This is a genomic window from Parachitinimonas caeni (genome assembly GCF_030129945.1).
GTDB lineage: Bacteria > Pseudomonadota > Gammaproteobacteria > Burkholderiales > Chitinimonadaceae > Parachitinimonas > Parachitinimonas caeni.
This window is the reverse complement of the sequence record NZ_JARRAF010000015.1, coordinates 56431-82181: the sequence shown is the minus strand read 5'-3', so window position 1 is coordinate 82181 and position 25751 is coordinate 56431. Positions and strand designations below refer to the sequence as shown.

General features: G+C 53.2%; 20 protein-coding genes. 5 read left to right on the top strand and 15 right to left on the bottom strand.

From position 1 onward, the window contains the following. Window positions 1-5: 5 nt before the first annotated feature. From PZA18_RS13755 to PZA18_RS13715, 9 genes are all read right to left on the bottom strand, one after another. Window positions 6-782 carry a flagellar hook-basal body protein gene (locus tag PZA18_RS13755; protein WP_284101428.1) on the bottom strand — a complete coding sequence of 259 codons (777 nt, stop codon included), beginning with the start codon at window positions 780-782 and terminating at the stop codon, window positions 6-8. Window positions 783-797: 15 nt separating this feature from the next. Next, window positions 798-1523 carry a flagellar hook-basal body protein gene (locus PZA18_RS13750; protein ID WP_284101427.1) on the bottom strand — a complete coding sequence of 242 codons (726 nt, stop codon included), beginning with the start codon at window positions 1521-1523 and terminating at the stop codon, window positions 798-800. A gap of 10 nt (window positions 1524-1533) precedes the next feature. Next, window positions 1534-3585, bottom strand: a complete 2052-nt coding sequence (gene flhA, locus PZA18_RS13745) for a flagellar biosynthesis protein FlhA (RefSeq protein ID WP_284101426.1) — start codon at window positions 3583-3585, stop codon at window positions 1534-1536. After that, window positions 3582-4658, bottom strand: coding sequence for an EscU/YscU/HrcU family type III secretion system export apparatus switch protein (locus PZA18_RS13740; RefSeq protein ID WP_284101425.1), 1077 nt, complete (start codon window positions 4656-4658; stop codon window positions 3582-3584). The genes flhA and PZA18_RS13740 overlap by 4 nt, the downstream gene beginning before the upstream one ends. Window positions 4659-4661: 3 nt before the next feature. Continuing rightward, window positions 4662-5426, bottom strand: a complete 765-nt coding sequence (locus tag PZA18_RS13735) for a flagellar biosynthetic protein FliR (protein ID WP_284101424.1) — start codon at window positions 5424-5426, stop codon at window positions 4662-4664. 9 nt (window positions 5427-5435) lie between these two features. Further along, on the bottom strand, window positions 5436-5702 hold the full coding sequence (gene fliQ, locus PZA18_RS13730) for a flagellar biosynthesis protein FliQ (RefSeq protein WP_284101423.1): 267 nt from the start codon (window positions 5700-5702) through the stop codon (window positions 5436-5438). A 233-nt stretch (window positions 5703-5935) separates the two neighbouring features. Then, window positions 5936-6646 carry a proteasome-type protease gene (locus PZA18_RS13725; RefSeq protein WP_284101422.1) on the bottom strand — a complete coding sequence of 237 codons (711 nt, stop codon included), beginning with the start codon at window positions 6644-6646 and terminating at the stop codon, window positions 5936-5938. Between the two features lie 14 nt (window positions 6647-6660). Next, window positions 6661-7182, bottom strand: a complete 522-nt coding sequence (locus tag PZA18_RS13720; RefSeq protein WP_284101421.1) for a GNAT family N-acetyltransferase — start codon at window positions 7180-7182, stop codon at window positions 6661-6663. Between the two features lie 118 nt (window positions 7183-7300). Then, window positions 7301-9049: a sensor domain-containing diguanylate cyclase gene (locus PZA18_RS13715; protein ID WP_284101420.1), complete on the bottom strand. Its 1749-nt coding sequence runs from the start codon at window positions 9047-9049 to the stop codon at window positions 7301-7303. Window positions 9050-9402: 353 nt separating this feature from the next. On the opposite strand from PZA18_RS13715, the gene PZA18_RS13710 reads away from it, so the two are divergent. Together PZA18_RS13710 and PZA18_RS13705 are read left to right on the top strand one after the other, a co-directional pair. Next, window positions 9403-9993: a hypothetical protein gene (locus PZA18_RS13710; protein WP_284101419.1), complete on the top strand. Its 591-nt coding sequence runs from the start codon at window positions 9403-9405 to the stop codon at window positions 9991-9993. A gap of 84 nt (window positions 9994-10077) precedes the next feature. Continuing rightward, window positions 10078-10731 carry a hypothetical protein gene (locus tag PZA18_RS13705; protein WP_284101418.1) on the top strand — a complete coding sequence of 218 codons (654 nt, stop codon included), beginning with the start codon at window positions 10078-10080 and terminating at the stop codon, window positions 10729-10731. An 89-nt stretch (window positions 10732-10820) separates the two neighbouring features. On the opposite strand, the gene PZA18_RS13700 is transcribed toward PZA18_RS13705, so the two are convergent. Together PZA18_RS13700 and PZA18_RS13695 are read right to left on the bottom strand one after the other, a co-directional pair. Beyond that, entirely contained in the window at window positions 10821-11267 is a 447-nt protein-coding gene (locus PZA18_RS13700) for an AAA family ATPase (RefSeq protein ID WP_284101417.1), read from the bottom strand. Between the two features lie 34 nt (window positions 11268-11301). Further along, window positions 11302-11931 (bottom strand): TetR/AcrR family transcriptional regulator, encoded by a 630-nt coding sequence (locus PZA18_RS13695; protein WP_284101416.1) that lies wholly within the window; start codon window positions 11929-11931, stop codon window positions 11302-11304. Window positions 11932-12413: 482 nt separating this feature from the next. On the opposite strand from PZA18_RS13695, the gene PZA18_RS13690 reads away from it, so the two are divergent. Beyond that, a complete protein-coding gene (locus tag PZA18_RS13690; protein WP_284101415.1) occupies window positions 12414-12953 on the top strand; it encodes a hypothetical protein in 540 nt (179 codons plus the stop codon). A 97-nt stretch (window positions 12954-13050) separates the two neighbouring features. Here the strand turns inward: PZA18_RS13690 and pseB are convergent, their stop codons facing one another. After that, a complete protein-coding gene (pseB, locus tag PZA18_RS13685; RefSeq protein WP_284101414.1) occupies window positions 13051-14049 on the bottom strand; it encodes a UDP-N-acetylglucosamine 4,6-dehydratase (inverting) in 999 nt (332 codons plus the stop codon). Then, on the bottom strand, window positions 14042-16429 hold the full coding sequence (locus PZA18_RS13680; protein ID WP_284101413.1) for an O-linked N-acetylglucosamine transferase family protein: 2388 nt from the start codon (window positions 16427-16429) through the stop codon (window positions 14042-14044). The genes pseB and PZA18_RS13680 overlap by 8 nt, the downstream gene beginning before the upstream one ends. Before the next feature lie 746 nt (window positions 16430-17175). Here PZA18_RS13680 and PZA18_RS13675 point away from each other — a divergent pair. Both PZA18_RS13675 and PZA18_RS13670 read left to right on the top strand, forming a co-directional pair. Further along, entirely contained in the window at window positions 17176-18123 is a 948-nt protein-coding gene (locus PZA18_RS13675; protein ID WP_284101412.1) for a hypothetical protein, read from the top strand. Between the two features lie 203 nt (window positions 18124-18326). Then, window positions 18327-19274, top strand: coding sequence for a hypothetical protein (locus tag PZA18_RS13670; RefSeq protein ID WP_284101411.1), 948 nt, complete (start codon window positions 18327-18329; stop codon window positions 19272-19274). Window positions 19275-19382: 108 nt separating this feature from the next. Here PZA18_RS13670 and PZA18_RS13665 read toward each other — a convergent pair whose 3' ends face one another. Together PZA18_RS13665 and PZA18_RS13660 are read right to left on the bottom strand one after the other, a co-directional pair. Then, on the bottom strand, window positions 19383-23618 hold the full coding sequence (locus PZA18_RS13665) for an ExeM/NucH family extracellular endonuclease (RefSeq protein WP_284101410.1): 4236 nt from the start codon (window positions 23616-23618) through the stop codon (window positions 19383-19385). A 428-nt stretch (window positions 23619-24046) separates the two neighbouring features. Further along, window positions 24047-25732, bottom strand: a complete 1686-nt coding sequence (locus tag PZA18_RS13660) for a sensor histidine kinase (RefSeq protein ID WP_284101409.1) — start codon at window positions 25730-25732, stop codon at window positions 24047-24049. Between the last annotated feature and the right edge of the window lie 19 nt (window positions 25733-25751).

Below are 25751 nucleotides of genomic sequence, written 5' to 3'. Positions count from 1 at the left end.
ATTAACTATCGACGCAAGTTATTGCTAAGCGACATCAATTCGTCTGCTGTCTGCACAACCTTGCTACTCATCTCATAAGCCCGCTGAGCGAGCATTAGGCTCATCATTTCATCAATCATTTTCACATTGGATAATTCAATCTGCCCTTGTAGCAATACACCCGCCCTTGAGTCTCCCTCTCTAGCCAGAGCGGGTTCGCCGCTTTTGTCAGTGGGGCGATACATGCCATCGGCGCCTGCCTGCAAGCCAGAGGGGTTGGCAAACAACACAAGATCAATTTGCCCAATGTCCAAGGGATCGTTACCATCGCCCATCAACGCCTCTACTCTGCCATCACTTTTTATCCTTATTCCCGTAGCATCACCAGGCATTTGAATATTTGGATAAATGGGAAAGCCAGCCCGATTAACCAATTGACCCAACTCATTTACTTTCAGCGTCCCTCCACGCGAATAAGCCAGAGTTCCATCAGGCATACTCAACTGAATGAAGCCTTCTCCTTTAATTGCCAAATCATAAGGTGATTCAGTAGATTTAATTTCTCCAATCGCGAAGTCTCTCACGACCCCCGCGACACTCACCCCAATCCCTGATGCGCCTTCCCCACCACTCCGGCCTTGCAATGCTGATGCCTGCATTTCACGCGCTATTGCATTCTGAAAATTCACACCACTACGCTTAAAGCCTGGGGTAGTAATATTCACCATATTATTTGCAATGGTATCAACTTGAGCCTGTTGGGCACTCATACCACTAGCGCCGATATAAATAGCGTTTATCATGTCTCGCCCTCTTTATTAAAATTCGCCTAATTTCTGAATAGCCTTACTAAGAACCTCATCATAGCCCTGCATCAACTTTTGATTCGCCTCAAAGTGGCGCATGGTTTCCAGCATATTGACCATCTCAGTCATTGAAACCACAGACGACCCCTCAAGGTGGCCCGGCACAACTCCAACTACCTCTTTATTTGACTGACTGACAAGGCCAGAATATAAACCATTTCCCAACTCCGTCAGGGAGTTGGCATCCTCTATCACAGCTATTCTAATTTTTGCTACTTTCACACTGTCTACTTTGACAACACCATTCGCATCAATATCCAGTTTTCCTTTCGGTAAAAAAATTTCCCCTGAATCCCCCATCAGAGCAAAGCCATCAGCGCTAACAATCCTCCCCCGGGCATCTAAAGAAAAATCCCCACGTCGCGTATATACAGGACCATTTGCTCCAGCTAGTTCAAAGAAGCCTAAATTACCATCAATTGCAAGATCTAGTATCTTACCAGTCGATTTAATCGGCCCTACCCGATTATCTATCTTCTTTTCGGCCGCAATTCCGCCATAGGGGAAACGCTCAGGCGAAACATTTCCGTTAAAGATATCTGGAAAAGAATGTGTAGCGGTAAATACGCGCCTATAACCCGGGGTCGTAATATTTGCCAAATTCTGCCCTATCAGCTCAATACGCTTCACATCTGCTTGCATACTGAGCGCAGATATTGCCAAAGCATTAGTTGCCATATATATATTCCTAATTTATTGTCACAGTGCCAAACGATCTGAGTTCAATATTGCTCGGAATCTCAGACATGGACAGCACTCGCAGGTGAGGCATCATTCTTTCCGAAAGTGTACGAAAATGTCGTCGCAACTCTGGAGAGCATAGCAACACTGGAAGTAAATTATTTTTCATCATCTTATCGACGTGCTGTGCTAAGCGACCCATTACTTGCTCTGCCAGCTTTGGATCCATTGCCAGCCCTGCACCCGCTTCCATGGACTTAACCCCTTGAGAGAATTGATGCTCAATTACTGGGTCAAGTGTAAGCACTTGCAGCACATTGTTACCCGTTACTAGTGCTTGACAGATAATCGCCCCAAGCCTTTGTCTAACAACTTCCGTCAAATATGCCGGATCTTTGTTGTTACGAGAAGCATCGGCCAGCGCCTCCAAAATTGCCTGCAAGTGCCTGATAGAAACCTTCTCTTTTAACAAGCTCTGCAATACCTTTTGAATATCACCAACCGACAAAAGCGTTGGGACAATTTCTTCAACCAGCCCCGGTTGTTGTTGCCTGATTTGCGTCAGCAATCGCTCTGCCTCAGTACGCGTTAACAAGGCAGCAGACTGTTGTCGCAATATCTCACTGAGATGCGTCATCAATACAGTGGCAGCATCCACCAGGGTATACTTTGCCGCCCGCGCAACCTCCCTTTCCGACTCTTCAATCCATAACGCAGGCAAGCCATATGTAGGGTCTTTAGTTTCGATACCCTTAATTTTCTTGATATTAGTTCCCGCATAAATGGCGAGAATGCGATCCGGAATAATCTCGCCTCTACCCACCACCACCCCAAATACACTAATTTCATATGAATTAGTTCCTAACCGACTTAATTCACGAAAGCGAATTTTTGGTAGGACCAATCCAGATTCAAGTGCATATTGCTTTCGGAATGCAGATACTCTTTCCATAAATATGGAATGCTCATCACCAACCAAACCTGCGAGATTAACTCCCAAATTGACTTCAATTGCCTCCACATTCAACAAATCATAAGATTCGTCCTTACCATCCAAACCACCCTCGGACGCCTCATCTGCTTCGCCTTTAGTATCCTCCTGAGAGAATTTTTTGGCCATCCATGCAAAAAACAACATAGCTGTCGCAATGAACAATGCGGGCAAAGCGGGAATTCCCGGCAACAGGAGCAACCCGATCAATGCCAGAGCAACAAGAATCAAGGTTTTGGGGAAGGAAACAATCTGCTTCAAAACTTCACGGCTTAATTGCTGATCAGACGCAGACCGGGTAACAATAATGCCAGTGCCAACAGAAATAACTAATGCGGGAACTTGCGTAACAATCCCATCACCAATAGTTAGCAAAGTAAAGTTTTGAAGGGCTTGATCCCAGCGCATGCCCATCTGCATTACACCGATAACCAATCCACCGATGACATTGATCAGCATTATCACAATGCCGGCAATGGCATCTCCTTTAACAAACTTGCTCGCACCATCCATTGCACCATAAAACGCCGCCTCCTTCTCCAAACCTTTTCTACGTCGCTTTGCTTCCTCCTGATCAATAAAGCCCATATTCAGATCAGCATCAATACTCATCTGCTGCCCAGGCATGCTATCGAGCGTAAAACGTGCAGCAACCTCAGAGACACGTTGCGCGCCATTGGTTACCACAACATACTGCACCACAATCAGTATTAAAAATACAATAAATCCAATTACATAATTTCCACCAACTACATAGCTGCCAACAGCGCCAATTACTCTACCTGCATCGCCCTCAGAAAGAATTAGACGTGTTGCGGCAATGTTAAGGGATAATCTAAATAGCGTGGCAATCAGTAATAATGTTGGGAAAGTAGAGAAATCAACCGGCTTCTCCATATAAAAAGTAAGCAGCAGTATCAGCAGCGCAAAGCTGATGTTACATAGAATTAAAAAATCGAGAAACTGGGATGGAATCGGTGTAAATAATACGATCAACACCCCGACGACCAGTATTACTAGCGCGATGTCTGAATTTCTTCCCAATAGTTTTTTTAGAGACTCGATCACACCACCCTCGCTTGCCTGGAATTTTTCATTGCAAACACCCAAACCAATATTTTTGCCACCTGAGGATATAGCTCTTCAGGTACATAGGAATTCGATTCAGTCATTCTATACAGCGCACGAGTAAGCAGGGGGTTTTGCACAATCGGGATTCCATGTCGTGAAGCAATTTCTCTCATTTTAGCAGCCAGGTCACCTGCCCCCTTTGCCAGCACAAGCGGCGCAGCCATTTCCCCATGCTTATACTGAATTGCAACTGCAAAATGCGTAGGGTTAACAAGTAGAACATCTGCATTTGGAGCCTGCTTTGCCGCCTTGCTCTTCTTTAAATGCTCCATTCTCAATTGACGGAGCCGGGATTTGATGCGTGGATCCCCCTCCCTTTGCTTGACTTCATCCTTGATATCTTTATGGCTCATCCTCATCTGACGAGAAAATTCCCATCGGGTATAAGCAAAATCCAGTATAGCCAATACCAACATAGCGATGAGCAATTTGAACAACACAGATGCAATTATGTCTAACATCAGCGCCAAGTAGCTAACTGGCTCCGCATGTGCGGTCTTAAGAAAAAAGTGAACCAGATGGAATAGCGTCACCGCCAATACAAAAGCTACCACACTTATTTTGAATAAACTTTTAAATGCTTGATAAATAATCTTGATCGAAAAAAATTTCTTAAATCCCGCAACAGGATTAATTCTGTCAAAATCAGGCTTGATTGGATGGGCACTTAAAATCGGACCAGTTTGCACCAAGGAACCCACGACCGCCAGCACAACAACCAGAAGCAAAAAGGGAGCAAATGGGCTCAGCCAGGCGACTAATGCGCCAGACAGAAATTGAAACACTTCACCTTCATTGGCAGATACCGACCCAATTTTGGAGAAAATAGCGCGCGCCACCAATAACTCCTCTTTAACGACGCGAGGGCCCATGGCGTATAGAAATCCCACTACCGCAGCTAATATTGCCACATAGACCACATCCGGACTCTTGGCAACATTGCCGCGCTTTTTGGCTTCATTCAGCTTATATTCAGTTGCTGGCTGGCTTTTATCTTGACCTTCTTCCATGGATTATCCGATCAAGCTCTCAAAATATCGTGGTATTGTATAAAATATCTTATTAATCAATGGGAAAAAAAGATGCAGGGATGCTGCAAGCAACGCCAAACCCGCTACAATTTTGATTGGCACACTAATCATAAATACATTGAACTGCGGCAAATTGCGAGACAATACCGCCAAACCAATATCAATCAACAACAATAAAAAGATAACCGGTGCCGCAATAGAGAAGCCGCTAATAAATACCAGGCCAAACTGGCGAAGTGCCAAATCAGCAGATTCAATACGCAATCCTACGCCCAACGGAACCATCTCAAATGAATACTTTAATCCCTTTATTAAAAAATGGTGAATATTTGCAGTAAAAAAGAATACAATCGCAAAAATATCAATAGCAGACGCCAAGACTGGTGATGGTGCCCTAGTAACTGGGTCTATCAAACCCCCAATCCCAAATCCAACTTGAGAGTCGAGCAACTTCCCGCCAAAACTGAATATTGCAAAAGCGACAAACACCCCATATGCCAATAGTATTCCGGTGATAAATTCCGCAACCGCAGCCTCAATAATAACCCCTGCACTCAACTTAAGCGCAGAAACATTGGCAATGCCACCGGAAACCAGTAAGGCAGCCAACGCAAGCATAAGCAGAACTCTGAAATTAACAGGAATAGAAAAACCACCAAATACCGGTGTCATTATCAAGGCAGCTGATATTCGGACAAAGCAAAGAAACACACTGACAATCCATGCCATATCCGTACTGATAATCACGGAATTCCCTTATATATAATTTGGTATATTTGCAATTAAATGCGAAGCATAAGTTACCAACTTCCGCAGCATCCATGGCCCGGCGACAACGAGTGTCACTACTGTTACCAAAAGCTTCGGAACAAACGATAACGACATATCTTGTACTTGTGTCACTACCTGAAACACGCTAATAAGCAGACCAATCAGCATGGTAAGTAGCATGAGCGGGCCACAGATTGCCAGAGCATTCCACAGAAGCTCTGCTAGCAGATGTATTACCAGATCAGAACTCAAGCCCCTTCATCCTCTCAAAAATCATCAGCTAAATCAGTGGATTCTAATATCCATGCGACCATCAGTCAATTTGTCAGACTGTTAGGTGGCAATATTCACCCTGTGCCAGGCAAGCAGGTGTTATCTACGACGCACTTATTTGCTTGTTGAGCAATATGGTTTGCTCGCCCACAGCTATCTATATACTTGCGATTCTCTACATATTGAAATTTTTTCTTCAAGGTTGCCCTGATTCAAAACCAGTCTGCGTCGGGTAGCTTTGCAAATACCTTACGCAATCCCTCGCCCCAACCTTTTCGAAGTTGGTTGAAATATGGATCGCTACCATCGATACGGCAGATGGTTGCCGCAGTGAAGCTGCCTGTTCGATAGAGCATCATGTCAATGGGCAAGCCGACAGACAGATTGCTACGCACCGTCGAGTCAAATGAGATCAAGGTACACTTGGCAGCTTCTTTCAAGGGCGTTTGATATCGCAACACTCTATCGATGATCGGCTTGCCGTACTTCGCTTCTCCGATCTGAAAATATGGCGTGTCCACGCTCGCTTCGATGAAATTGCCTTGCGGGTAGATATTGAACAATCCCGGTTCTTCACCTTGAATTTGGCCACCGAGCAATATCGAGCACCCAAAGTCAATACTCTGGCCAGCAGTTGGATTAAACGAATCCCTGGCCAGAATCTCCCTCACGGTGGCCCCAACCAACACGGCAGCCTGATACAGGTTTGGGACTGTGAGCAAGCAGTCCCCGCTTAGGCCGCATCGGTGTCGGAGCAGGCCAACCACACTCTGGCTGGTTGCGAGGTTACCGGAAGTCAGAAGCACAATCAGTCTGTCGCCAGGCTGCTCGAAAACATGCATCTTTCGAAACGTAGCAATGTGATCGACACCAGCATTGGTGCGCGTATCAGAGGCGAAGATCAACCCCTCGGCAAGCCGCATCGCAACACAGTAAGTCAAGACGAACTCCTCACTTCAATCAGCTTTGACATCAGCAATTCGTCAATCCAGCAACCATCCATGCGCAGGGAGCGTCGTTTGACACCATCCACCTCAAAACCACGCTTACGGTAAAGGCATTGTGCTGGCTGATTATCTGCCATCACGGTCAGCTCCAAGCGCCACAAGCCCGCTACGGCAGCCCATTGTTCGGCATGTTCAAACAGAGCTGCCCCAATTCCCTGTCCTTGGCTACGACGCAGCAAACCCATTGCCACGTAGCCATTACCCCAGTTCTTTTTGGCAGCGCCGCCTGCTACCGAGAGAAAGCCGGTGACGCCAGCTTCATCCATCGACAGAAGGAACAGATGGTTGTCATGTTCTGCAAATTTCCTGAAAACTATCTGCATCTCTTGATCGGAACGCCTGTATTCATCGGCCGACAACATCATGAAGCGGGTTTGATTCAGCAGCTCTCGAAAAAAGCGGTTATATAGCGCAGCGTCTTCTGGTACTGCAGGCCGGATTTCTATTGCCATTTTTGGCAGCCCTCACTACTCGATGCCGCTTGAGATTTGTAAATGTCTGGATGACAGAGCATGATTGCAAAGGGTGCCATTCAGGATGCAGTCGGAAATTTCCCTTCAACCTACCCAATTAAGATAGTCGAATCGAAGAAGGCTCACTTTCCGCCTCCTCTAGTGCAGCCTGGCACTCCACCTGATTGATGCCGCGCTGCTTGGCTCTACCTAGCGCGCCATCCGCCTGACTCAGCAGCACTTCAAGGCTCTGCCGGCCATTGCTGATCACGACACCAACACAAGCACTCATAGAAATGGGGCCTTGATCTGTTTCGACCCCCAAACTCGCCACGGCTTGCAACAGATGGTGTGCAGTAGCTTGCGCGACACTAGCGTCGGTATCTCGCAACAGCACCGCAAATTCATCCCCATTTAAACGTGCCAACAAGGCGCCTGACCCGAGAGAGGTCTGAGCGCAAGCAGCAAGTCGTTGTAGCGCTCTGTCCCCCGCCTCATTACCAAAGCGCTCGTTGATGCGCTTGAACCCGTCAACATTGAAGACAAGCAGCGCAAGGTATCCTGTCTGTCGCGCAAGAGATCGCAACTCCTGAGCGCCGCGCTCATAGAATGCTCTGCGATTCAGCAACCCCGTCAGATTGTCGGTGCTAGTCAGAATCGCAATCTGATCCATAAGTTCTTGCCTTTGCTGGAGAGCACCGCACAAAGATCGATTGGCGCTTTCCAATGCCTGATTGACCGCTGCCAGTTGCGAATGCCTGTCTACTTCCAGTGCAGCCTGCAGCTGCCTGGACTCAGAGAGCATGCGAGACTGACGATCGCAGTAGTCCAGCAGCCAAGCCACTTCGGCACAATTGGGTTCGATCTCGGACCTGCTCTTTAATGCAATGCCGGTAAGTTGTACGGGTCCAACGAGTTTTAGCAGCGGCTTCGCCAACCAACTACCACAGCGGTACCCAATCAAACCAGCCGTCGCAATGCATGCCAAGCCCAACATGGTAATGCGGGATTGCAGCAATGTAATAGAGGCAAATGCCTGGTCTGCCCTCTGTCGAACAACAATCTGCCAGTCCAGCCCTTTAAATTCATGCAAACCTTTGGTTAACGTTACGCTGGTCAGATATTCGAAATTATCAGGCCAGCCCAACACCTGAGCCGCCACCCCAGGAGACTTCTGCAAAACCGCCAAAGTTTGTGGTATGGCGCTACTGGCGCCAGGCGGTGTCAGCAGTGCCCGTCCCCCTTTATCCAAAATGAACAACTCCACAGGCACCCAACGGGCACGGACAATCTCTGCAGAGCTACTGGTGATGTCAGAAAGGCTCTTCCAGAACAAGTGGGCACCCAGTACTCCTCGTATGACCCCTGCTTCATCCCTGACGGGCATTGCGATATCAATGAAACGTACGGACTGATCAGGCGAATTGGGCATTCCAAGTAACTTGGTCAACAACGCGGCTTCGTGAACATCCCCCACATAACTATCACGCAAGCCATTAGTGAACCAAGGTCTGATGCCTACATTCACGCCTTCCATAACCTGCGATGTGGCAAATCGCACCACGCCATCCATGTCGGCATAGCCGATCCATGCCAAGTCCGGGTAGTGGATCTGCATTTTCTCCAATAGCTTGCGACCATCAGCAGGTGAGCGGCCCGGTTCGTTGATTTGCCGCAATGTTGTCATGGCGCGTAAATCGACAAAGCGGTCATAAACGGTACGATCAAGCGCATCGCGAATCTGTACTGCGGTGACAGCCAGATCGTTGCCGACTTCTTCGCGCATTTCTTCCTCAACGGCTTGAATCAATGCCATCCCCAGGCCGGAAGAAATCAGCAGCCCAAGTAACGCAAAGGCGATGGACATTAGCCATTTCAAACGAAAGGAGTGAAAATGCATGGGCCTCCTGCGTGCTATGACCTACTTATGACATTTGTTCAAAGTACTTGGCGCCTTTGATCCATTTTGCAATTGTGCAGGGTTGCACACGGTACGTTTTTATATGCTCTATAGGATAGTCAATCCAGCTGGGTTCTGTTGACGTTGGGTTTACAGCCGCAAACCCAACGTCAACAGAGCCTAGGCTCACTGCCAATCAATAACGCTTCCAACCCAAAAGTATGAGACCAAAATTCCAATCCGCTTGGGTTCAGCCCCTTCGTCTCCTGTTCGCACGTACGCTGATCATTCTGTGCACCCTGACAATGGCCAATCAGGCGATGGCACAAGTCGATAACCTGCCGGCGCTGGTCAAAAGATATGGCAAGGAACTCGTCTACGAATATGAAATTCCCAAAGAAGCCATTGCCAAATTCAACGCATTCAAGCCAGACCCTATCAAACCTAATGAATCGCTGCTGGAACGCATGGCGGCCCGCACCGAAGACTGGCAAAGTGGGCCGCTGTTTGTCGAATCCAGCAAGAGTCCTTATAAATTCGTCGTAGTTATGGAAGCCACCGCAGGAGAAGACGGTGATGCCGCCTCGTTATGGCAAGCAGGTTGGAATTTTGAGAATGGCTTGAACCGGGCGAACCCGATGGCCGGCCTGTCGCGAGCAGGCGCCAAGGCAGGTGAAAAGTTAAAACTCACGGCGGTTTCTGCACCAGTCCGATTCCAGTCGGACAGTCAGGTCCGGGTATCGATGGGTTTGCTCAATGCGCGCAACCTGAATATCGAGACCATGCACATTGTTGTGATTTCGGGTGTAGAAGGTGCCAACTGGAAGGAAGTCCTGTTTGCAATGCGCTATGCCCTGGTGGGCTTTGTCATGTTTGGTCTGTGGTGGCTGTGGTTCCGGCCGCGCTCCTGAGACCCCAGGTCGGACCCAGAATGCTCGATCATTGAGCGCCGAAGCCACACAAGCCCAAGGCGAACCATCTAAAGAATTTGAAACATGACGCTCTACTATGTAATCAGCGTTGTTGGCACGCAGGCTGACGATAAATTCATCAGCCTACGCCGTGCCAAAGACAGTAGTACCGTCTATGTGCTTGAAGAAGCGGGGATCTTCAATGAGGCACGCGCCCGTGCCGAGCTGGGGAGCTTCAATTCCGGCGATTTCAATCTCTGCGTTCCCTGCACTGCCGCCGATGCAATGGCGATGTACATTGACGATCATAACCGGGCCATCCCGAACACCCCAGACAACCGAACACAGCTCTGGCAAGCAGCGATAGCCCCGCCCTCCATGGGGCCTGCAGATTGGTGGAATCTGTCCGAGCCACCTTTCAGCAGACAACTGTCCATACCGGAGCCCGCCCCAACACCCCTTCAGGCGCTGATTCAGCATGGTCACCCACAGCCCCCTAGCCAAGCAGAATCAGAACGTGCACAACTCTGCCTGCAAGCCTGCGCCCATATCCCGACCCCCATGCTACGACGTTTGATCTCTCACACCTCTGCACCGCAAGCATGGCTGTGCGAGTTTGACTCGGAACCTGCTCAGCTCACCCGGTCTCATGCCTTGGCAGCCATTTTGCAAAGCCATGGCTGGCGCGTTACCCCCCTGTTTGCCTTGCCCGCTGAAGCAAACGTCAAGTCCGATTGAGTTTTGGCTAATGATTGCGACGGATATAACGTACCGCCAAACCATGCCAAGCCTTGGCAAGCAGCCGCCAGGAGGCACAGTCCGGACTCTCAAATCTCACGCATAACCTCATCGACGACAAACGTTCCCTCCAGCAATTTCACGGTGTAGAGATGATCGAAACCCTCAGCAAACGAAGGCGTCTGCCATTTGCTGACCGTACCGAGAATGGCCACATCAGGGATGCATGCCTTGCCGTCACGCCCGGCATTGCGTGCGAGGCACCCGTCTATGTCTGGTGGAAAGTAATAGCAGTCCACCTGATAACGCGCAGCGCGCAGCACATTCAGATAGCGGCGTCGGTCATCGCTATGTGGATTGGTATTGTCGATCAGCACAGGTTGCTGAGCGGCCAGACAGGCTTCAAGCAAGATTGCCTCACGCCGCCGCGTTCTGAGCATGTCCAGATTCAACCGGATATGCGTATCAAAAAACTGTTGTCTGCAGAAACTGGACTTACCACTTGCCTGAATCCCGGCCAGAATAATTGCCTTCATGTTACAAACTCATGTTGACGTTAGGTTTGCTACCTCAAACTACCACGCCCATCCCTCTCAACAGTGCCCGCGTAGCCCCCTCGACCAGCCTGGGTAAGGGTTGCAGTGTCACCCAAGGTTCATCACGCAGGATCATGTTGATTGAAATCAGGCCATGCAGTGTGCCCCAGAACATCTGCAGCAACGCATCCGGGTCGCGCTCAAGAATCTGAGGGGTGTCATGCACCACAGCCTCGAACAGAGAACGAGCAAAGGCGTAAGCATCTTCATTTGGATTCCCGTGCTCCGCCGCCGATTCTTCCACCGACACTGGTGGCGGCGGATTGATGAAGATACGCCGATAGTGCTCGGGTTGCTCCATCGCAAACTGCACAAAGCTATTCGCCAATCCCACCACCCTCTGACCAGGACTCACGGTCTCGTCATCGTTCGCCTGTAACAGGCGGGTGAGCTCGGCAAAGTCTTCGTCCGCGATGGCGCGTAGAAGATCCGCCTTGTCTTCAAACAAGGTGTAAATGACGGTTGTCGAGTAATCGATCCGGCCGGCAATGGCGCGCAAGGTCAAGGCATCGTAGCCAACCTCGACACACAACTCCCTGGCGGCATCAATGATCTTGCGGCGAAGCGCATCGCGCTCGCGTTTTTTTCTTTCTGCTATAGACATAAGAATGGAATTTCAGGTGCAGCTGGTAATTTGGTCGGCCCGCTGCGAACTGTGTCGCCACAAAGTGGCATAAAACAGGGCAGTGGCAAAAAGTTCTGCACCAATCCGCTACATCTGCACAGACCGATCAGAATTCCCCTACCACTTGCAGCGGAGACAACCTATTGTTGTATCTGGATTTTATCTGGCATACATCACGGACTGGCCAGTAAAAGTTATTTGGCAACGCCAGGCAGAACGCTTACCGACAGGTAAACGACTTTTGCGAACGATTCAGCCTGAGTTAATATGCCAAGTGTTTCACAAAACGGTCTGCCGGATAACAGTCTGCTATGCTTGAAAAGCAGCGGCACACAAAAATGCCGTGTGAAACACCGAATTCAGGGTGCCAGCCATTTTAATTCTCTGGCTGATGCGAATGGCTTTTATATTACGTCTTGCTGATCGGGCAAACGCATCATTTTGATATAAGGATTTCCCGAATGAAAATCAAGAGTCTGGTCCTTTCCGCCATCGCCTGCGGCGTACTGGTTGGGTGTGCCGGTGTGCAAAGACCTGCAAAGTCGGAACTGTGTGTTGTTGCCACAGGCTGCGTAGCCACACATACCAAGGTCAAGATTCCGCTCGAAGTCGCCGCTGCCGATAAATACGCTTACAGCTTCATATTCACCGGCATTATGCCGAGAAATGAAAAAGAGCTATTCAAATCGGAACTGGAAAAGAATCTGGATAAGCACAGTATGCTGGGTTCACTCGATAGCGCTGATAAGGTTCTGGAAATCCGTTTCGAGAATTTTGCCATGCGCCATCCGGTTGAACGCCTTGCTTTCGGCTGGTTTGCCGGGCGCGATGAAATTCGTTCGACGGTATTCATCAAGGATCGTCCTACCGGGCTGCTGCTAGGCCAGGCGCAGATCACCACAGAAAACAGCATGGAAGTGTTCAACGACACCGACCTGATCATGGAGCATGCCAAAAAGATGGTCGAAATGGTCATCAACAAGAAAAACCACAAACAGTGAGTCTTTTCATGTGATGGCCGCGTCGCAAGGCGTTAAAAAGCAAAATGGGAACCTTCCGTTCCCATTTTGCTTTGATACACGTATGCCATTTGATCGTTTACGGCGTCTGCCTGTCGAGCTCCACCAACTCGTCTATCGTCAAAAAGTGAGGGTTAAGATCTGAGCTGTACTTGAAGCCCTCCGCGACGGCCTGTCCCTGCAGACCCACAGCATTGCGTGTGTAATCGACGCCGGCATCAACAAACCGGATGGCTGGCGCAATAACGTAGTGGTCGGGAAATTCGATGGTATGGCGCGAATCATCCCTTGGCACCATCAATTCGTGCAGTTTCTCTCCTGGGCGGATACCAATGATCTGGTGCTTGAGCTGTGGTGCCATCGCCATGGCCAGATCGGTAATGCGAATCGATGGAATCTTCGGTACGAATACTTCGCCGCCATGCATCCGCTCAAAGTTGGCGAGCACAAAGTCCACGCCTTGCTGCAAGGTAATCCAGAAGCGTGTCATCCGCGCATCGGTAATCGGCAGCTCGCTAACACCATCGGCGATGAGCTTGCGAAAGAAAGGCACGACGGAGCCACGCGAGCCCACTACATTGCCGTAACGCACCACAGAAAATCGTGTCTTGCCGGCTCCCACAATGTTATTGCCGGCCACGAACAACTTGTCTGATAGCAGTTTGGTTGCGCCATACAGATTGACCGGGCTGGCAGCCTTATCAGTTGAGAGCGCTATCACCCGCGCTACGCCGTTTTCGATTGCCGCGTGGATGACATTCTCGGCGCCGTTGACATTGGTGCGGATGCACTCGGTCGGATTGTATTCAGCGGCTGGCACCTGTTTGAGCGCTGCAGCATGTACCACGTAGTCAATGCCACGCATGGCCTGAGTCAGCCGTTCACGATCTCGCACATCGCCCAGAAAGTAGCGCATACAGGGGGCGTTGAACTCCTGCTGCATTTCATACTGCTTGAGTTCATCCCGCGAGAACACCACCAGTCGGCGTGGCTGGTAACGCGCCAGTACGCTGCGGATGAATTTGCGGCCGAATGAACCCGTACCGCCCGTCACCATGATGCTTTTCTGATCAAACATCGCTTCCCTCCGTCATTTCTTGTTTTTGCGCCTGCTGGGCCGCCAAGGCAACTTCCCACATCTCGAACAACGCGGTTTCAAAGCTCCGCGCAAACTGCCGGCCATCCAGCAAGGGGGTGGCTTTCAGGCTTGTCCGGATACTTTCGCGCAAGCGTGTGAGTTCCGACAAATCGTCACCGGCATGGCTGGCAATTGCAACGAAGGCATCGACCTCCGTTGCCATCCAGTGACCCAGCCCGGCATGCGTCATGACACTGGCGCCGGTTCGTTCATAGCTGCTGGGGCCGGCCAGAGTCACGGTGGGCAAGCCCATCCACAGCGCGTACAGGGTGCCCACCCCCCCACAGTAGGGAAAGGTATCGAGCACGACATCGGCCTCTGTCGTCAGGGCTGCCAAAAAATCGGCAAGCGGTAGTCGCGGCCGGATGTCGATGCGATCCTCGTCCAGTTCATGCATGGCAAACTGGCGGCGTGCACGCTCCAGCGTTGCACCATCTCTGGCGTCAATGCCTGTAAAGACAATCAGCCGGGTATCGGGCTGTGCATGTAATACCCGTGCCCAGGCATCAAGCACCCGTGCATTGATCCGGCCATATTTCGACACCGAGGCATAGGTGAGCTTGCCAGTGCGGCTTGCCGGCAACGACGCAATGGCCGGCGCATCGGCGGGGGGGCGGAAGGTCAGTGCGGTTGGCATGCGGATCAATTGCTCGCTATGCCAGGCTTCGGTCTGACCTGGCGGGTCCATGATGGCATCACTGAGGCGGAAATCGATGGCATCCAGGCCCGTTGTCGCAAAGAAGCCCAGCCAGCTTGCCTGCACCGGGGCGGGTTTCAGGGCAAATGCGGCCAGCCGGTTGCCACCGGTATGCCATGAAAGGTCAATCAGAATGTCTATGCCATCACGGCGAATACGTTGCGCCAGATCAAAATAGGAAAGAGGCGCCACCGCTCGCCATAAGTCTGCGTGCCGCTTCAGTCGCTCGGTCACGGCATCCTGCTGGCCAGAGGTGTAGTAGCAGCTGAGTTCAATCCGGTCGTGATCCAAGTGCTCGAACAGCGGCTCCAGACAGGTCGCAACCGAATGGTTGCGCAGATCGCCCGATACAATGCCCAAGCGCAGGCGATCCCCTTTTCCGAATTGCCGCAGGGGAAAGATCGGCAACTTATCCTTGGGGTCGCCATAGCAGGTATTCCACTCTCTGGCTGTTTCAAAGCGTTTTTCGGGTGTCAGTGCCGGATCAAAATGTACGCCGTAGATCAGATTAGAGCGCAGCTCTGGCAATTGGGGGGCCAGTGCCACAGCCCGTCGTATGCTTTCCACACCAAGCGCCGCATCGCCGCCCGAGACCATGGCCCAGCCCAGATTCGCCAGGACGCCCGCGTGGCGCGATTCAAGCATGACGGCATGTTTGAGCTCTTCAATCGCTTTGGCCGGCTGGTCCTGCGACAGCCAGAGACCCGCCATGCTGGCAAGGCAAAGCGAGGCATTCACACCCTTCAGCGACATGGCTTTGCGATAACACTCGGCGGCCTCCTCATAACGCTGTTGAATCTGCAGTACGCCCCCCAGATTCACCCACGGCCCGATCTCTTCCGGAAACCGCTCAATCAGACCCCGGTAAATTGCTTCCGCATCGGCGGTGCGTCCTTGTGCCAGCAAGCCCATGGCCTGATTCATCAGCACCTGTGTATCGTCAGGGCGCTCCGCCAGTGCCGTGTTGACAACCGCCTCACCTTCTTCATAAAGCCCGAGCCGATACAAGGCCAGAACCAGATTGGCCTGTGCCTGTGGCAAGTGTTGATTCCACACCAGCGCCTGACGGAAATGTGACAGGGCAATTTCGACTTTCCCACGTCGCATATGCAGATCGCCAAGATTGTTATGCGCCTCGGAATAGGCAGGCCGGAACAATAGCGCGCGTTCCAGCGACTTCTCGGCTTCTTCCAGATCGCCGATATCCAGCAGCAAGGTAGCGAGGTTGTAATGGGCATCGGCCAGCCCCGGCTGCAGAGTAATCGCCCGCCGATACGCCGTGACTGCGGCAGGTAGATCGTTCATCAGCTTGAGGACGTTACCCAGGTTGGAAAACGCCTGTGCCGACTTCGGGTCCGCTTCCACTACGCGATCAAAATAGTCCTTACTTTCCCTCAGCATGCCCAGCTGACCATGTGCCGCACCCAAGGCCATCAGAGCCGGGACATGATCCGGATGGTTTTCCACCACGGCTTTCAGGAATGGGAGTGCCTCGTCGAATTGCCCTGCGGCACAAGCTTGGATCGCATGCCATACCGGGTCAATGTGGGCGGGAGGTGGCGTTGCTGGGGTGGACGTGCTGGAGGTATCGGGCACTGCCTGTGTTTCGGTTTCACTTTGCATAGCTGTGATGTCATCCCCGTTTCTGGAGCCCGTTCACATTTGTTTTGTGACCTGCCAGACAAACGTCAACAAGGCCCTCTAAGTTTTTGCCTGATCGCTCATTCACCACAGAGCTGACGCGGTCCTGGGCGGCAATCGCCCCCTGGCAATTTTCGCCGCCATTACCACCAATTCTGCCGGCTGCTATTTATGCATTGAATAAAACCGGGAGCCGGTAGCGTGCTGACTTGAATATTTTCTTTTCCAGGCAAATTGCCCATTTCAATTCAACACAATCCAGAACAAATCCTCTCATTATTGGCTACCGACAGCCCTTGGCCGGCTCTGGCAGGCATCTTTTACGCAAAACCAAGCCTGGCCCACAAAAACTAGCACATGGCCGGCATTTGCGGCCAATTTCAGCAAGACGGCAAGCGGCAAAAATCTTTTCTATAACGAAATCAGGCAAGCGTCCTTCGGGGCGAGGTTGGCGGGTGCCGTCGCCATTGTTGGTGTGAACAGCGGGCACGCAATTTGCCTGTACCTCGAAAGTTTCCGAAATATATGTATTTGAAAATGCGGGAATATTCACGCAAAGAAAACGCTCAAGAAACCGGAGACCGCGCCGATAAACAGTTTGCGCCACATCGCAAAAGCGGGAATTTCGGCGAACGCGCAGCGCCGACGAACCATCCTTGAATTATTTTTTGGTTCACGCTTAAGCTGGTCTGGCGCACCACCTTTTATCCTTGCAAGGAGCCTTAAACATGAAGCACACGATAAAGAAACTCGGCATCGGCCTTGGCCTGATGGCGACCTCGGCAGGCGCCTTTGCCGCCGGATCGACGCTTGGGCTGCATACCTTTGGTGATCCATTGGTGTATGCCAAAGGTGGTGGAACGCCGCTGTATACCGCCTTCCTGCCCTCAGGTAACCAGTCTTCCGACTCCGTGATCCTGCTGGAGCTGACACAAGGCACCGGCACCGCACCCGGCACCTGGCAGTACTTCGTCAGCCGCACCAACCTCGGCACTGCTCCGGCCATCGCCGGCATGGTCAACACCATCAGCGTCGGTGTGTCCAATGACAGCTTCGCCAGCTGGTCGATTACCGCATCCACTTCCGGTGCCGTCGCCAGTTCGTACACCTACTATGGCGCTGTCGGTAACTACTCCACCACCGGCGGTCCGCTTGCCCCTTCGGCGACCAAAGGCGAAATCCTGGTGCCTTTCAGCTACTCCTCTGCGGTCAGTAGCGCAACCTGCAATATCTCGTTCAATGCCTATGTCGGCACCGACGACTATATGCAGTACGTGATCGACCATGTCTCCGCCAACAACGCCGTAGCGCTGTTTACCTCGACCGGCCACGCCAATATGTCTTCGGTCTCGGCGCTTTACACCATCACCACCAAGTCAGGCGGAGCAACGTCTGACACCATTACCGGCAGCTACACCACCGACCCCAACGCCTGGCTGGCACCCCTGGTCTCGTTTGGCCAGACCGGTACTTCCTTCCCGGTTCGCACTTTCACCTATGCCTCGGTCAACGTTTCCAACGTCGCGGGTGGTGCCAACTCAACGGGTACTTACAGTGTCGGCAGTGCCGCCATGAAGCAGCTGCAAGCATGTACCACCCTCGCCAACAACCGCCTCGCGCTCAACAGCCTCGGGCTGGTGGTAGGCGGCAAGGTCGGTATGTTGCGGATCTGGTAACACTTTTCAAACAATCATTTAAACAGCCATGCGTTGTGTGCAGCCCTCGGATCTCAAGCCGAGGGCTGCCTAAATACAAAATACAAGCTGGCGCCAAGCCAGTTCAGCAGTTCTCTCACTGTTGTCCTATCTATCTGTCACATATGGCCGGCAGATAGCCAGTCTTGGCGCCCCTCTCTTCACCTTTCCCGGTTTGATTCCTCATGAAACACATACTCAAGAAGCTTGGGTCAGGTCTTGGCCTGATGGCTACCTCTGCCAGCGCCTTTGCTGCTGGCTCCACACTTGGCTTGCACACTTTCGGTGACCCCTTGATTTATGCCAAAGGTGGTGGAACGCCGCTGTATACCGCCTTCCTGCCCTCAGGTAACCAGTCTTCCGACTCCGTGATTCTGCTGGAGCTGACACAAGGCACCGGCACCGCACCCGGCACCTGGCAGTACTTCGTCAGCCGCACCAACCTCGGTACTGCTCCGGCCATCGCCGGCATGGTCAACACCATCAGCGTCGGCGTATCCAATGACAGCTTCGCCAGCTGGTCGATTACCGCATCCACTTCCGGTGCCGTCGCCAGTTCGTACACCTACTATGGCGCTGTCGGTAACTACTCCACCACCGGCGGTCCGCTCGCCCCTTCGGCGACCAAAGGCGAAATCCTGGTGCCTTTCAGCTACTCCTCTGCGGTCAGCAGCGCAACCTGCAATATCTCGTTCAATGCCTATGTCGGCACCGACGACTATATGCAGTACGTGATCGACCATGTCTCCGCCAACAACGCCGTAGCGTTGTTTACCTCGACCGGCCACGCCAATATGTCTTCGGTCTCGGCGCTTTACACCATCACCACCAAGTCAGGCGGGGCAACGTCTGACACCATTACCGGCAGCTACACCACCGACCCCAACGCCTGGCTGGCACCTCTGGTTGCCTTTGCCCAGACGGGTACTTCCTTCCCGGTTCGCACTTTCACCTATGCCTCGGTCAACGTTTCCAACGTCGCGGGTGGTGCCAACTCGACGGGTACTTACAGTGTCGGCAGTGCCGCCATGAAGCAGCTGCAAGCCTGTACCACCCTCGCCAACAACCGCCTCGCGCTCAACAGCCTCGGGCTGATCATTGGCGGCAAGACGGGCATGCTTCGCATCTGGTAAGTCCGCTACTCAGTAACAAGAAAAAAGCCGCTCATCCGTAAAGATGAGCGGCTTTTCTTATCTACAGACAGCCTCCTCTGCGAGGAGGCATCTGCAGACAATCAGCACTTACTCCGCTGTGAAGGTCTGGCTGGTTGCATCGCTATTGCGCAATACGATCAGGCCATCAGCATTCACCCACCAAGCTTGCGAACCCGCATCAGCCGGTACGCTATCCAGAGTCGGGTATGGGCTCAGACGATAGTTACGCTCACCCAGGCGGGTAGACACACTGCCGTCTTCCTCAGTAGTGATCGTGGCGTTCTGATCGATCTTCTTCAGCTCCTTACCAAGGCTGGCAACGTCATGGAATGCTGCGTGCAAGGTCTGGTGTTCGCCGTTAGACGTTGCATAGTCAAACAGACGGCCATTGCTGGCAGACATGGCGCGCAGCGACGTTGTACGCCAGCCCGGACGAACCACCATGGTGCGGCCGTTCACTTTAACTTGCAGCAGGCCATCGGCACGCAGCGTCACTTCAGCAGCCGGATCAGTCTTGCGCAAAGCAGCCATCCAACCGGCAGGATCTGCCAGTGCAGGCACCAGTCGCACAACGACGCCATTTTTGCTGATGTAAACATCCCCCTTTGAGTCGGTCGTCATGCCATCAGCACGACCGGGCTCAATCGTAACGGGACCAAGCGGCAGTGCGTTGTAGGTCACACCACGATCTACGAGGCGCAATACACCGTCAGCACGTTGGCTATTCACTTGCAGGCCGGAAACCGAGCTGATGATGCTGGTCAGCGACTTGCCACCGGCACGAGCCACTGCTGCATCAACCTTGGCAACATTGGCTTCGATTTTCATGCCGGCAATAGCTGGCAAACTGAGCGGGTCGCCCGCTACGCCGGACTTGCCGTCAATCGAGCCCAGCGTCAGTGCGCCAACACTACCACTCGCGTTGACCGTTGTACGCTCGCCTGCAAACAGCTCAACCTTGCCCGAAGTCATCACCACAGCGGCCGAACCATTGGTAACGGCAACGATGCGGCTGCCATCTGCCGTTGTCTGCATATCGGCCTCGCCACCCTTGCTGCCGGATTGCAGCACCGTGGCACCAGGCAATGCCAGCAAGCCGACGCCGGCATCAGATGCCGCAGCCGCCGTACGACCCTGCACCAGATCCAGCACTTGAACAGTCTTGCCGTTCACCTCGACAGGGCGGGTACGCAGCAGCGCATCTGCGCCTACCGGGCTGAAGCTACGCCCATCGGTCAGCGACAGCTTGCCGCCTTTGGCGATGGAGATCAGTGTGCCGGCAGGTGTGCTGCCAACGAAGTCCACCTTGCCGGAAGCCCCCGCGCCAACCACTACTACACCGTTGCTCGACACGCCGATATTGGTCGGAGTGCCCGCGAAGACTTCACCAATCGCGCCAGTACGCGGGAAGGTCACACCTCCCGGTACAGTGACTGGTGGCAAAGTTGTACCAGTACCAGTACCGGTGCCATTGCCGTTGCCCGAACCACTGCCGTTACCCGAACCATTGCCGGAGCCAGCACCAAATTTGAGGCCGACGATCACAGGGTCATGATCAGAAGAACGGTATGGCGTAGCGGAATAAAGACCACCCTGAGCAATATCAAGCTGCTGAGTAGCCGACTTGAATTCCAGGTTGTAATCAACGAAGGTCGGCTCATCCGCATTGATGTTCCAGTGGGCAGCGCCCACAATCAACTTGGACATCGGAGCGGTTGCCAAGGCATGGTCGAGCGAGCCGGTGTAGCCATTGAACTGGTAAGACTCGCTTGGTGTCTTGACTGAGCTGAAGCCACCGGTACGGATAACATCCAGCGGGTCTTCCTGGGTGTAAGCGTTGAAGTCACCCAGCAACATGACGCGACCGTTGGCCGGTTTGATCTTGTTGACGAAATCCAGCAGTTTCGTCGCTTGCTGACGACGGCGATCATTGAAACAGCCCTGGCCGTCCTGCTGATCAGCATCCGCACCGCCAGCACCATCACACCGCTTCGACTTGAAGTGATTCATGATCGCAGCAAACTCTTCGCCGCTGGCTTTGTGGCGGAACACCTGGCCCAAGGATGGGCGATCAAAGATGGCATCTTCGTAAATCTGTGAAGCGCCTACCGGCTCGACAACAGCTGGCTTGTAGATCATCGCAACCTTGATCGCATCGGAGCCCTGCGAGAACGGCTTGATCGCATCGACGACTTTGGCGTAGGTGCCCGCACCCATCACCTTGTTCAGGGATGCCACCAGAAGGTCGATGGCCGTCTGGTCGATGTTTTCCATTTCCAGAATACCCAGCACGTCAGCATCAAGCTGGCTGAGTTCTGCTACGGTCTTGGCCAACTGGCGGTCGAATTCGGCAGCGTTATTGGCACCACGCGAGTTTTTGTCGGTGCTGACCGTGGTCTTGAAGAAATTGAGTACGTTGGCCGAACCGATTTTCAGGTTGGCCTCGGCAAACTTCGGTGCTGCCGGGCGGGCGGAATAGTTGAACTTGATCGGGCCAGCAGGCTGGATGCGATAGATATTGAAGCGGTAATCCATCACCCCTACCAGATTATCGACGGTAGAGCCCAGACGCAGTGTCTTGGTAACCGGGTCGATATGGGCGATCGGATCAGGGTTCTGCTTGGTAAAGCCATCGTCGAGCACAATCTTGCGGCGGGCATTTTCGTCGATCAGGGCGTTGAGTGCCGCCACATTCGACTTGCCGGTGAAGCTGGTGCCGTCCGGATTGGCGTCGTTGATGTCAATAACATCACTCGGTTGCAACAGGCGCCCACCTACCGACAAGCCCACTTCGCCATAGCGGCCCAGGCCATAGTTGTCGGTCACAGTCAGCTGCTGGGCAAAACGCACCAGCATGCCTTCAAACCGCTCGTAGTCGGCCTGGCTCTGCACGGGCAACGCCACCTCGGCGGGCTTGGGCAGGGCAATACCCTTTGCCAGCACCGTGGTTACGGGTGTCTTGATCTGGGTGTTGTTGAAGTTCTCGGTCACCGTTCCGGCGACGCGAACGCGATCACCTACCGCAACTGTGGCGGTCTTCGAGGCGGTGTAAACGAAAATTCCTTCCGAGGTCAGCGGGTCGCTATCTGCATCGGCATCCGCTTCCTGGATGAAAAAGCCATTGAGCGAACCATCGCCATTCTCATGAACGGCTGTCACGATGGCTTCAACCGTCACGGCTTTGCCATTGAGCGGGCTGACATCGGTCTTGCCCTGGATGTCATGAATGCGTGTAACGCTGCTGGCTGCTGCCGACGAGAAGTCGATGGAGCTTACGTTGGTGCGATTACCTGTGGCATCTGCTGCCAGCACGTAGAGCTTGTAGTCGGTTGCCGCAGTCAGACCACTGAATGCAAACGACACGGTTCCTGCCGTAACGGCACCGTTACCTTTGATCGCCGCAGCTTTGTCGTCAGCGGCATTACCGGCAACGATCTGATCTGCGCTGGGGGCTGCAGCGGCAGCCGGCAGCACCACAAACCATGCAGAACCTGCTTCATCGCTGCTCAGGCTCAGCGATGCACCGCTTTCGGTGATGCTGGTAACCTTGACTGCGCTCAGAACTGGTGCCTGGGTATCAGGCGAGCCCGAGCCACCGCCAGTACCGCCGCCTGTGCCACCACCGCTATTGCCGCCATCCTTGGTTGCGGAAATTTCGATGTCGTCGATGCCGATCCACTCATCATTGCCGGATGCGTTGGCAGTCTGGATACGAAGTTGAACCTTGGCCTGATTTTCGGCGTCTGCTGGCAGGGTAACGGCTACTTTGACTTCATTGGTTGCGGCGCTGGGGCCAGTCGAGGCATCGGCCACATAGCCGGCATCGATGTTCTTGAAATCGCCGGTTTCGCCGACACGGTATTGCAGGGCAACCGTCTGAGCTGAATTGTCGGCACTACCATCGATATCACGCAGACGGTAGCTGACGCTGATGTTCTTGCTATTGGTGGTGTCAAGATGGATGACCAGTGCCGGAGCCGGGGCTTTGCTTGAGCCTTGGAAGGCAACGACCGGGTCAGTCAGTTCAAATTCCGCGAGACCGCCGGCTGTATTGGTATTAGGCGTAGTCTGATTGGCTTTGAGATTGACGACGCTCTGCGCAACCAGAATGGTTTTGGCATCGACACCCGTGCCAGTCAGGGCATCTGCATAGCCCATGATGCTGGGGATATTGGCCCAGCTATTGTCTGCGCTGATCAGCGCCGTGTTGGTCCAATCCTGCCGAAAATTGCCATTGGCCAACAGGTGATACGTGGTGTCGGCCTGTGCGGTAACAGCCAGTGCTGCGATCAGTGTCGCCAGCGTTGTTCTGCGGAACTGCATGAAAACCCCTTTCCCGGTTTGTAGAACTTTGGCCAGGACAAGGCGTACCGCTCCGAACAGCACCAGACCCCTATCCCGAACCAGAGAGAGGGCGCAGTCTAGCGTTTCAAGGTGAATAATTGTTGACAAAAAACTGCCAAACTACCGACCTGTACGACAATCAAACGTTTGCGAGGATTTTTCTGTTGGGAAATTGAGACAGTTTCAGGCAAATCAACATATTGAGCACATTTGAAGAGGGCGCAAAAGTCTTCACGCTACATCGTCTGCACTACCCTGCCAGGAGTCTGTACTGGTTTACCGCAATATCGCCAGGCAGACAAACAATGCAGCAAAGCCCATATGACCGGTGTTGCCGATTTGTTTCAGGTAAAAGAGATCCACCCACCCGGAAACCTGCACGCTGTCACAGCCTGCCCGGTCAGTGATCAAGGGGCTTCAAGCAAGGAGATCTCGGCGGCTCCCGGCAATCGGAAATAGACGGTTGCACCATCGTCCGGGCAGCTCTGGATGCGCAAGGTACCGTGGTGGCGATAGACAATGCGCTGGACAATCGCCAAGCCAATTCCACTCCCAGGAAATAGATCGGTACCGTGATAACGTTGAAACGGGGCGAATAGTTTCGTTGCGTTTGCTGCATCAAAACCAGCCCCGTTGTCGCGAATGAAGAATTCTTTCCCTCCATCTCGCTCTTCCGCACCCATTTCGATCAGCGGTGACTCAGTATACCGACTGAACTTCCAGGCATTGCCGATCAGGTTGTCGAGCGCCAGTCGCAACAAACCTGCATCGCCATAAGCCGTCAGGTTATCTGGAATCTGACGGAGGACAGATGGATGGGAGGTATCCACCTCCAGCTCATCCAGAATCTCGTGGGCCAGCTTGCCCAGATTCACGGGTTGCAGATGCAGATTGCGGGTAGAAATACGTGAAAGACTCAGCAGATCGTCTATCAGTCGCCCCATCCGGTCGGTAGCGGTCACCACGCGGCGCATGTAGTCTCGACCCGTTTCATCAAGGCCTTCCCCGTACTCTTCCTGCAGGATGCCTACAAATCCGCTGATTGCCCGCAGCGGCGCCCGCAGATCGTGCGAAACCGAGTAGGAAAACGTCTCCAGCTCCTTCAGCGTGCGTCGCAACTCGGCCGTGCGCTCGCCAACACGCCGCTCCAGCTCAGAGTTCAGGCGAAGGATCTCGGCTTCGTCCAGCATGCGCTGCAACTCTGCGCTGGCGCGTCCGGCCAACAGCTTCAATAGCTCAAGGTTGTGCGCAACATCAGGCATCGGTTTATCGTCAATCACCGCCAGATAGCCGATGTGTTGCCCACTATCGTTTTCCAACGCCACCGCCAGATAGGCTTCAGCCTGACTGCGCTGCAACGTCTCATCAGCCGGAAACTGTGTGCAAATACCGCGCTCGGTCGCGAAACTGCCGTTCGCTAGCACCACCGCAGCCGGCGAACCGTCTACCGGAAAGTACTCCATCGGCAGCGACCGGCCGCCATCCAGCAAGGCCATGCTGCAACAGCACGCCGGCAGCTCGGGTGGCAGGCGCCGCGCCACCAGGGCCATCCGCACCCCCAGCACCCGGACCAGCGAGGCCACCAGCGCCTGAAAATACTCATCCCCCACATTGCGCAGAGTACTTTGTTGTACGGCTGCCAGCAGATTGATCAGGCGCTCGCGCTCGGTCACATCCTCATTGATACCGCACATGCGCAAGGGCTTGCCGGCTTCGTCTCGCTCCACCCAGGCTGTGCCGCGCAGATAGCGGATTCCGCCATCAGGCCGCACCATGCGGAAGATGGTGTTGTAAGGGCGCTCCCCTTTCAGCGCTGCGGTCACATCGGCACTGACGCGCGCCAGATCGTCCGGATGGACCGTCGCACTCCACGCTTCCAGCGTCCCGGCAAACGACGCCGCATCCAGACCGTAGATGTCATACATACAGTCATTCCACAGCATGGTGCCGGTCTGCGCCTGCCATACCCAGACGCCGATATGTCCGGAATGGATGGCCTGCAGCAGACTCCGGGCCAGCACGCCTGAATCATCGTATTGCTCGGCCCGCTGGATCAGCTCGCTCATATTGGGGGAATCTGGCGAATCGGCCATGGCTGCCTGCTCACTCTTT